Source organism: Collimonas sp. (assembly GCF_044339385.1).
Taxonomy (GTDB): domain Bacteria; phylum Pseudomonadota; class Gammaproteobacteria; order Burkholderiales; family Burkholderiaceae_D; genus Collimonas.
The window spans coordinates 1-9093 of sequence record NZ_JBIIVN010000109.1 but is presented as its reverse complement, the minus strand read 5'-3'; the positions used below and the strand labels follow the sequence as shown (position 1 = coordinate 9093).

General features: G+C 56.6%; 9 protein-coding genes. 6 read left to right on the top strand and 3 right to left on the bottom strand.

Annotated elements, in window-relative coordinates; genetic code table 11:
• On the top strand, window positions 1-259 hold a 259-nt coding region (locus ACIQ0R_RS08835; RefSeq protein ID WP_395826291.1), incomplete at its 5' end, for a PhoH family protein.
• A 220-nt stretch (window positions 260-479) separates the two neighbouring features.
• Here ACIQ0R_RS08835 and ACIQ0R_RS08830 read toward each other — a convergent pair.
• From ACIQ0R_RS08830 to ACIQ0R_RS08820, 3 genes are all read right to left on the bottom strand, one after another.
• Window positions 480-1334, bottom strand: a complete 855-nt coding sequence (locus ACIQ0R_RS08830) for an ABC transporter permease (RefSeq protein ID WP_395826289.1) — start codon at window positions 1332-1334, stop codon at window positions 480-482.
• Window positions 1335-1438: 104 nt separating this feature from the next.
• Entirely contained in the window at window positions 1439-2272 is an 834-nt protein-coding gene (locus tag ACIQ0R_RS08825; RefSeq protein ID WP_395826287.1) for an ABC transporter ATP-binding protein, read from the bottom strand.
• A 147-nt stretch (window positions 2273-2419) separates the two neighbouring features.
• Window positions 2420-3436: an ABC transporter substrate-binding protein gene (locus ACIQ0R_RS08820; protein ID WP_395826285.1), complete on the bottom strand. Its 1017-nt coding sequence runs from the start codon at window positions 3434-3436 to the stop codon at window positions 2420-2422.
• A 161-nt stretch (window positions 3437-3597) separates the two neighbouring features.
• Between ACIQ0R_RS08820 and ACIQ0R_RS08815 the strand changes: the two genes are divergently transcribed.
• From ACIQ0R_RS08815 to ACIQ0R_RS08795, 5 genes are all read left to right on the top strand, one after another.
• Window positions 3598-4272, top strand: coding sequence for a response regulator (locus tag ACIQ0R_RS08815; RefSeq protein ID WP_395826283.1), 675 nt, complete (start codon window positions 3598-3600; stop codon window positions 4270-4272).
• A complete protein-coding gene (locus tag ACIQ0R_RS08810) occupies window positions 4269-5669 on the top strand; it encodes a sensor histidine kinase (protein ID WP_395826281.1) in 1401 nt (466 codons plus the stop codon). Before ACIQ0R_RS08815 ends, ACIQ0R_RS08810 begins: the two co-directional genes overlap by 4 nt.
• Complete coding sequence (locus tag ACIQ0R_RS08805; protein ID WP_395826279.1) at window positions 5670-6242, top strand: MarR family winged helix-turn-helix transcriptional regulator; 573 nt, start codon at window positions 5670-5672, stop codon at window positions 6240-6242.
• Window positions 6243-6364: 122 nt separating this feature from the next.
• On the top strand, window positions 6365-7900 hold the full coding sequence (locus ACIQ0R_RS08800; RefSeq protein WP_395826277.1) for an efflux transporter outer membrane subunit: 1536 nt from the start codon (window positions 6365-6367) through the stop codon (window positions 7898-7900).
• A gap of 39 nt (window positions 7901-7939) precedes the next feature.
• Window positions 7940-9031, top strand: coding sequence for an HlyD family efflux transporter periplasmic adaptor subunit (locus tag ACIQ0R_RS08795; protein WP_395826275.1), 1092 nt, complete (start codon window positions 7940-7942; stop codon window positions 9029-9031).
• The last annotated feature ends 62 nt before the right edge of the window (window positions 9032-9093 follow it).

Below are 9093 nucleotides of genomic sequence, written 5' to 3'. Positions count from 1 at the left end.
CAACAAGTTCCTGATCATCGACGAAGCACAAAACCTGACGCCGAAGCAAATGAAGACGTTGGTCACGCGTGCCGGCCCGGGTACCAAGATCATCTGCCTGGGTAACATCGCGCAGATCGATACACCGTACCTGACCGAAGGCTCCAGCGGCCTGACTTACGTGGTGGATCGCTTCAAGGGTTGGTCGCACAGTGGCCATGTGACGCTGGCACGGGGCGAGCGTTCGCGCCTGGCGGATCATGCCAGCGATGTGCTGTAACGACGGCTGACAGATCAGCTAACGGAACGGCCGACAGCACGGCCGACAGCAGCGCACAGCAATACGCTGCGCGCTGCTGTGGAATAAAAAATGTATAGCGGGTGCAATTCGATCTCGATTGAATTGCACCCGTTTTTTTATAGATAACAAAAACGGCGCATGGTTAGATGCGCCGCAAACTTAAGAATGAACGATCATTGGAAAATGCGTTAGTGGAAAACTAGAATGCCGCAGGACGCCATTTCAGCAAACGTTTTTCCAAGGTTGTCAGTATATAGTCGGCTCCCAGCGCCACCACTGCCAGCACGATCATCGCCGCAAACACGCCACTAGCGTTGAATGCACCTTGCGCGGTTGAGATCAGCAAGCCGATACCTTGTCTGGAGCCGAGGAATTCACCGACCACTGCGCCCACCAGCGCAAAGCCGAAGCTGACATGCAAGCTCGCCAGAATCCAGCTCAGCGCCGATGGAATCACTACCGACAGGGTGACCTGGTGTGGCGAAGCCCCAAGGATCTGGGCATTGGCAATCATGTACCGGTCCGCTTCGCGCACCCCCTGGAATGCATTACCGAACACCACAAAGAACACCATCACTACCGCCAGCGCGACCTTGGAAGCCATGCCCAACCCTAGTGCGATAACGAAAATCGATCCCAGCACAACCCGTGGAATCGAGTTGGCAATCTGAATATAAATACTGAACACATCTGACAGCAGCTTGTTACGACCCAACAAAATACCGCAAATGACGCCGGCAACCGAGCCGATCAGAAAGCCGAGTACCGTCTCTTCCAGCGTAACCAGTACTTGTACCCATAGCGGCCCCTGCGAAGTTCCTTCGACGATCCAGTCGTAGATCTGCACCACGATCAAGGTCGGCTGGGAAAAGAAAAATGGATCGATCCATTGCAACCGCGCCGCCAGTTCCCAGCCGCCCAGCGTGACCACCAGAACCGCCAGTTGCAATGAAAGCACCAGCCGGTGGTGCTGTTTGATTTGTCGTTGTGCCTCTTGTTCGACAGTCGCCAGGCTAGCCGCGCTGAGTTTGTCGAGTGCTTGTGCTTGAGTCATTGAGTTGCCTTTTTCCTCTCACCTGCTTTTTAATCGACCTCAAGTCGAAATTAAAACAGACGATGCCAGGTAAATGAAATAATTACGTGTAACTGATTAACCGATCAGTTGATGTGTACTTCTTCACGCAGATCGGCCCAGATCTTGCGCGAGATATCGATGAAGCGCTGCTCGTAGCGTACCTCTGACATAACGCGAGGGCGCGGCAGATCGATTTCGTAAATGCTTTTCAGGGTAGCCGGATGCGCCGTGAGTACGTATACCTTGTCGGCCAGGGCAATCGCTTCTTCCAGATCGTGGGTGACAAACACTACCGATCCGGCCTGCGACGACCACAACTGCAGCAACTCATCCTGCATCAAGGTGCGAGTCTGCATATCCAGCGCACTGAAGGGCTCATCCATCAATAATATTTCCGGGCTATTGATAAAGGTCTGTGCCAATGCCACGCGCTTGCGCATGCCGCCGGACAACTGGTGCGGATAATGGTTGCTGAATTTATCGAGGCCGACCCGGCGTATCCACTCTTCCGCCAATGCATATGCCGCATCCTTCGGCTTGCCGCGAAACAGCGGTCCGGCTGCAACGTTATCGATCACGCTGCGCCACGGGAATACCGCATCGTTCTGAAACACAAAGCCAATGCGCGGGTCAATGCCATTGACCGGTTCGCCCATGATGCGTACTTCGCCGACGGTCGGCTTGAGCAGGCCGGTGATCATGCTCAGAGTAGTTGACTTGCCGCAGCCGGTCGGACCGACCACGGCAACAAATTCACCGCGCGCCACACTCATCGTAAAGTCACGCAGAGCGACGGTGGCCTTACCATCCGGCGAGATGAAACGGCAAGAAACATTACGCAACTCGATGGCCGGCGTATCGCGTGAGATGTGCTGGGCAGATGATGAAGCCACCGCAGCGGATGTTGTTTGATTCATTCGACATTTCCTTTGTGAGAAGCAGCCAGCACCAGGCCCCAGCCCTCGGGTTTTCGGCGTGCAGAGCCGCACCGACAGGCGCACAGCCTGCCGTTGTGGCGCAACTGATCCAGAGTTAACTAAGTGCCAAAGCCAGGCCAGGCAACTTTATTTTGTGGCGCTGACAAATTCGTTGGTGTAGGTTTTGGAGAGGTCAATGTGCTTACCCTTGACGTTCGGGTTGAATCCGGACAGCACTTGCAGCACGGTTTCCGGGCCGCCAGCCGGCATTCTTCCGTCCGGCGAGAACATTGGCAGTGAGTTCTGCAGCGCCTGCACATACAGCGGCTTGTTATTGCCGTAGTAATCTTTGGGCATCTTGTCGGCAATTTCGGCAGCGCTATGGGTATTGATGAATTTCAGCGTCTTGACGAAGGCGCGCGCCAGCTTGGCGGCTTCGGCCTTGTGCGTATTGAGCCACGGACGTTGAACGTAGAGGCTGGAGGCCGGATACAGACCGCCCAGCGCCTTGACTGTGCCTTCCACGGTACGCATGTCGACCAGCACCGACGCATCGCCGGTCTTCAACAGTTGCGATACGGTGGGTTCTGTCGTCATACCGGCATCGATACGACCTTGCTTGATGGCGGCAATGAACGTGTTGTCGGCGCCGACCGGCAGTACCGAGAATTGATTCGACGTGATGCCTTGCTTGGCCGCCAGATATTGCGTCAGGAAGTTGGTCGAAGAGCCGAGACCGGTCACACCCAAGGTCTTGCCCTTGACGTCTGCCATGCTCTTGATGGTTGCGGCGGCTTTGCTCGACACCATCTCAACCTCACCCGGCACCTGACCGAAAATCGCGATTGCGGTAATTTCCTTGCCCTTGCTCTGTAAGTCGATCGCATGATCGTAAAAGCCGACAACCGCCTGCACCGCGCCTGCCAACAATTCATTCTCGGCATCGACGCCAGCCGGTTGCGATTGCAGCTCGACGTCCAGCCCCTCCTCCTTGAAGTAACCGAGCTGCTCGGTCAGTTTGGCCGGCAGGTAAACCATCTTGGTAATACCACCGACCATGATGGTGATCTTGCCTGAATCAGCGGCAACCGCATGGCCTGCGCTTAGCGCACCGGCAGCGACCAGCAAGGCGGAAATGATTGAGCCACGGACGAGGGTCTGCATTGTGTTGTCTCCATTTATTTTTTGGGATTATGACCGGATCCTCGGGACGCTTGCCGTCGCTCCGGTCTTGGAAGTATTCTAGGTTGCGAAAACTTTCATCCAGCTTTCCAAATTCCTGTTATTTTGCGTGCAGTGCAACATAATCAAGCCATGCCACTTCAATGAAACTACTCCTGATCGAAGACAATCCGCCACTGGCACTGTGGCTCAGCAAAATTCTCAAAGAAGAAAAATTCACGCTCGATATCGCCAGTGACGGCGAGGCTGCTGACCGTCTGCTGCAAAGCGAGGGCTATGACGTGGTACTGCTTGACCTGCAACTGCCGAAGATGAGCGGCAAGAGCGTACTGCGACGACTGCGCGAACGGCATAACAACGTGCCGGTGATGATTCTCACCGCCAGCGGCTCAATCGACGAAAAAGTCGATTGCCTTGGTGCCGGTGCCGACGATTATCTGGTCAAGCCGTTCGAAGTGCGCGAACTGGTGGCACGCATCAAGGCATTGATCCGCCGCCAGACGCCGGGCAAGGCCGCCGAAATGCATTGTGCCGATCTGCGCTACGACACCAATACACGGCAATTTTCAATCGCCGGCCAGTTGCTTGCATTGCCCGGACGCGAGCACGATGTGCTTGAAATATTGATGCTCAAACAGGGTAAGACGGTATCGAAGGCAGCACTGGTCAGCAGCGTCTTCGGGCTTGACGACGAGCCCAGCGCCGATGCGATTGAAATCTACATCCATCGCCTGCGCAAAAAACTGGAACACTGCCAGGCAGCCATCATGACGCTGCGCGGGCTGGGCTACCTGCTTAAGCAGAAAGACTTCAAGTGATTGTCAGCCTGCGCCTGCGCTTACTGCTGTGGCTGCTGATCCCGCTGGCGCCGTTCGTCGCTATCAGTGCGTCGCTGTCGTATCGCAGCGCACGGCAAACTGCCGATCTGATTCAAGATCATGCGCTGCTGGCATCTGCCCAAGTGATCGCCGGTGCGATTTCCTGGCAGGATGGCGTGCCGCATGTCAGCGTACCGCCGGCGGCGCTGGAACTGCTGGCTTCCACCAAACAAGACCAAGTGTATTACCAGGTCATCACCGACCATGACAAGCTGTTGGCGGGACGCCCTGACTTCCCAAAAGCGTTGCGCTTCCCGCGCAGTTCCCCGGCGTTTCACAGCATTGAGTATGACGGCCAGGCGTTGCGCGTAGTCAGTGCGGTACGTACGCTGTATGACAACAGACAACTGCGCAGTGTGGCAATCATGGTCGGCCAGACCATCCGCTCGCATGACCAGATGCTGGCCGATCTGTGGCACCCTGCCCTGCAACGACAAATCGCCATGCTGTTACTGGCAATCGCGCTGGTCGTGATCGGCCTGACCATGGAACTGCGTCCCCTGATGAATTTGAAAGACCAGTTAGCAATGCGCGACGCCACCTCGCTGTCGCCGATCAAACCGGGTCAGTTGCAACTCGAACTGCGGCCGATCGTCGAAGCGTTGAATCAAACCATCCAGCGCCTCAATGCTCAGGTGGCGGCGCAGAAGCGCTTCATTACGGATGCCGCACACCAGTTGCGCACGCCCTTGACACTGATCGACTCGCAAATTCAGTTCGCGCGCCGTCTCGACGACGAAAGCCGGCGTGCCGAAGTCATGCAAGCGCTGCAGGAAAGCAGCCGCAACATGACCGACCTGACCAACAAGCTATTGTTGCTATCGCAGGCTGAAGCGGCCAACACAACCGCGTTCCTCAAGCATCCGGTAGAACTGATCGCACTGGCGGCCAGCGTGCTAGAGGAGATCGTCGACCTGGCGCAACGCAAGAACATCGACCTCGGCTTCGACACCGCTATCGAGCAGGCCTGGGTGATGGGTAACCAGGCCCTGCTCAGCGCCATGCTGATGAACCTGGTCGATAACGCCATCCGCTACACCCCTGCCAACGGCAAGGTTACGGTGACGCTGGCATGCGACGGCGGCTGGATCGAACTCACCGTCGGCGACAATGGCCCCGGCATTCCTGCGGAAGTACGCGACCGTGTATTCGAACGTTTTTTTCGCAACGCCGCTGCGGGACAAGCGGGCACCGGCCTTGGCCTCGCTATCGTGAAGGAAATCGTCATCGCTGCGCAAGGCACGGTGACGCTGGACAGCAGTGCACGCGGCGGGGAACAAGCACGCGGCCTGACTGTGACGGTGCGGCTACCCAGTTGCCAGCCGCCGCCGGGTTGAATGCCTCTAACGCCTGAGCAGCACTTCTACGGCAGCGCCAGCAAAGAATTTTATTTTGCAGTATATTCTTGCCTGGTCAATGATTATCCAAGCAAGAAAATGAGCAATTCATCCCCGTTATTTGATCTTGACACCTATCAGATCGAAGAAAGCATAGGTTACTTGCTGGCCCGTTCACGTGCCATGCTCGTCAAGAGTTCGGATGAGTCATTTGCGCAATATGGGATTACTCATGCGCAAGGTGCGATTATTTTGATGTTGTCCACAGGAAAATACTCGACCGCGGCAGACCTCGCGCGCGAGACCTATACCGATGCTGCATCGACCAAACGCATGGTAGACCGCCTGGTTACACGTAATCTCATACAACGCGAGCCATGCACGCACGACCGACGTTTGATGAAGTTACAGTTGACTGCGGATGGAATTGCCCTGTCACAACAGATACCGAAGGTGTTCTGCGGTGTATTGAATAAGCATTTTTCTGCGTTCAGCGCAGAAGAGATAGGCTTCTTGAAATCTATGTTGCGACGCTTGCTGCTGAGCAATTCAACTGAAGAGAAAAGCCTTTGACTATGCAATATTAATTTGTTGATCTTTGCTTTCGACCGGAAGTTGAAACGCCGTTACATCAGATATTTCAGCCGTAAAAATAGCCGCCAAATCAAACAAACTTTCGTCAAATCAATACCGACATGAACCTTTATCCCTCCACATCAACGCGCAATTTGCCAAAAATTAGTGCTCAGCGGCTTGCCATCGGTGCGGCCGCCTTGCTGCTTTGCGCGTGCGCCAATTTCAGCGGTATACACAGTACAGCCCGCTCCAACAATCCTGACGATTACGCCTCAGCATCAACGCTTCCTGGCCAGGGTGGTACTTGGCCCAGCGCCTCTTGGGTGAGCGCCATTGGCGGTGCCCAACTACAGCAACTGGTTGATGAGGCCTTGGCGAGCAATCCCAACCTGCAAGCCACCGCAGCCCGCATCGCAGCGGCGCGCGCGATGATCGAAGCAGCCGGCGCCACCAGCAAACCGCAAGTGGGAGCCAGCCTGTCCGCCACCCGCCAACGCTTTACCGAGAACAGCATTTACCCGCCACCGTTTGGCGGCATGTATGTGACCGATTATGAAACTGCGCTGAATTTCTCCTACGATCTGGATTTCTGGGGCAAGCACAGCGAACAGTTGCGCTCGGCGATATCGCAAAGCAAGGCAGCCGAAGCCGAAAACTATGCAGCACGACTGGCGCTGAGCGCGGCCATTTCGAAAGCATGGCTGCAACTGGGACGTCAGTATGCACAACTGGACCTGACCAACCAGCAACTGGTGTTGCGCGACAAACTGGATAAACTGACGCAACAACGCTTCGCTGCAGGCCTGGATACGCAAAGCGAAAACCAGCAAAGCCGGCAACAAGTCGCTGGCCTGCGGGCCGAACAGTCGCAATGGCAAGAAGCCATTGAGCTGACCCGCAACCAACTCGCCGCTTTGATGGGCCAGGGCCCTGACCGCGGCCTGAAAATCCCGGTACCGCAACTACCCGCAGACAGCGCCGTTGCACTGCCAGACCAGTTGCCGCTGGGCTTACTGGGACGCCGCCCTGACATTGTCGCGGCGCGCTGGCAGGTAGAAGCCGCACAAAGCGATATCAAGGTTGCCAAGACCGAGTTTTACCCGGACATCAACCTGTCGGCGATGGTAGGGTTTTCCAGCCTAAGTTTTTCACAGTTCCTGAACCACAGCAGTAAAGTCGTCGTCGGCGGCCCGGCGCTCCACCTGCCGATCTTTGAAGGCGGCGCGCTGCGCGCCCAGCTCAAGGGTCGGGTAGCCGCCTACGACAGCGCCGTGGCGACTTACAACCAAGCGCTGAACGATGCTTTCCATGACGTCGCCGACAACGTCCAATCACTGCAAGCGGCTACAACCCAGGACGCCAATCAGCTAACGGCAGTCGAAGCAGCGGAACGCGGCATGAAGCTGGCAGAACAACGACAACAGGTCGGCACGGCCAACATGCTGCAAGTAGTCAGCACCCAAATTACCTGGCTGGCCCAGCGCAAGCTGGAACTGGATGCGCGCGCACGCCGCGCCGATCTGCGGGTCAACCTGATCAAATCCCTGGGCGGCGGCTTTGATGCAACCGCCGAGGGAATCGATCCGGCCGCCGCTACCGCTACCGCTACCGCAACTACAGCTGCCGCCGACCGGCCCGTCGTCACTGCTCATTAATTCCCCAATAAACCGTTCACTTATTGCGAAGCCCGCATCATGACAACACCAAATCAAACACCACAAGATTCTTCGTCCGGCGCTGCCGCTGCTACTGCACCTGCGGCCTCTGCTCCGGTAGCAGCGAATGGCAACGGCGAACGTCGTGGCCTGCTGATTGGCGTCACAATTGTCCTCATCATCCTGTTGATCGCATACGGCATCTGGTGGTTTATCTATGCCCGCCACTATGAAAACACCGACGACGCATACGTCGGCGGTAACGTGGTACAAGTCACCCCGCAGGTAGGCGGAACGGTATTGGCAATCAACACCGACGATACTGAACCGGTCCAGATCGGCAAGCCGCTGGTGGAACTGGACAAGGCCGATGCCAAGGTCGCCCTCGATCAGGCCGAAGCTCAGTTGGCGCAAACTGTCCGCCAGGTGCGCACGCTGTTCGTCAACAACAATGCCTTAGCATCCAACGTCAGTGCACGCAGCGCCGAACTGGAACGAGCCCGCTCCGACCTCGCACGTCGCCAGCAACTGATCAGCACCGGCGCGGTATCCAAGGAAGAACTGGAGCACGCCAAAGTGGCGGTGCAAGGCGCCGAGGCGGCGCTGCAAGCGGCACGCGAACAATTGGCGTCCAACAAGGTATTGACCGACCGTACCTCGGTCGAGCAGCACCCGAACGTGCTCAGCGCCGCTGCGCAAGTACGTAGTGCCTATGTCAACCTGGCCCGTACCACATTACTGGCCCCGACCACCGGCTACGTCGCCAAACGCTCGGTACAAGTCGGCCAGCGTGTTGCCGCTGGTACCCCGCTGCTATCGATCGTGCCGCTCAATGCATTGTGGGTTGACGCCAACTTCAAGGAAGTGCAGATCAACAACATGCGTATCGGCCAGACGGTGACCTTGAAATCAGATCTGTACGGCTCGAAATTTGAATACCACGGTACGGTGGTTGGCCTGGCTGCCGGCACCGGCTCGGCGTTCTCGCTGCTGCCGGCGCAAAACGCCAGCGGCAACTGGATCAAGATCGTGCAACGCGTTCCAGTACGGATTTCGCTTGATCCCAAAGACCTGGAAAGCCATCCACTGCGCATGGGGAGAACAGGGGAAACGGAAAAAATCGTACGCTAAGGATTTTTCGGATGCTCCAGCTATTTTGTTGGCTTGTTACGGGCCAGTAGTCGCGTCACCGT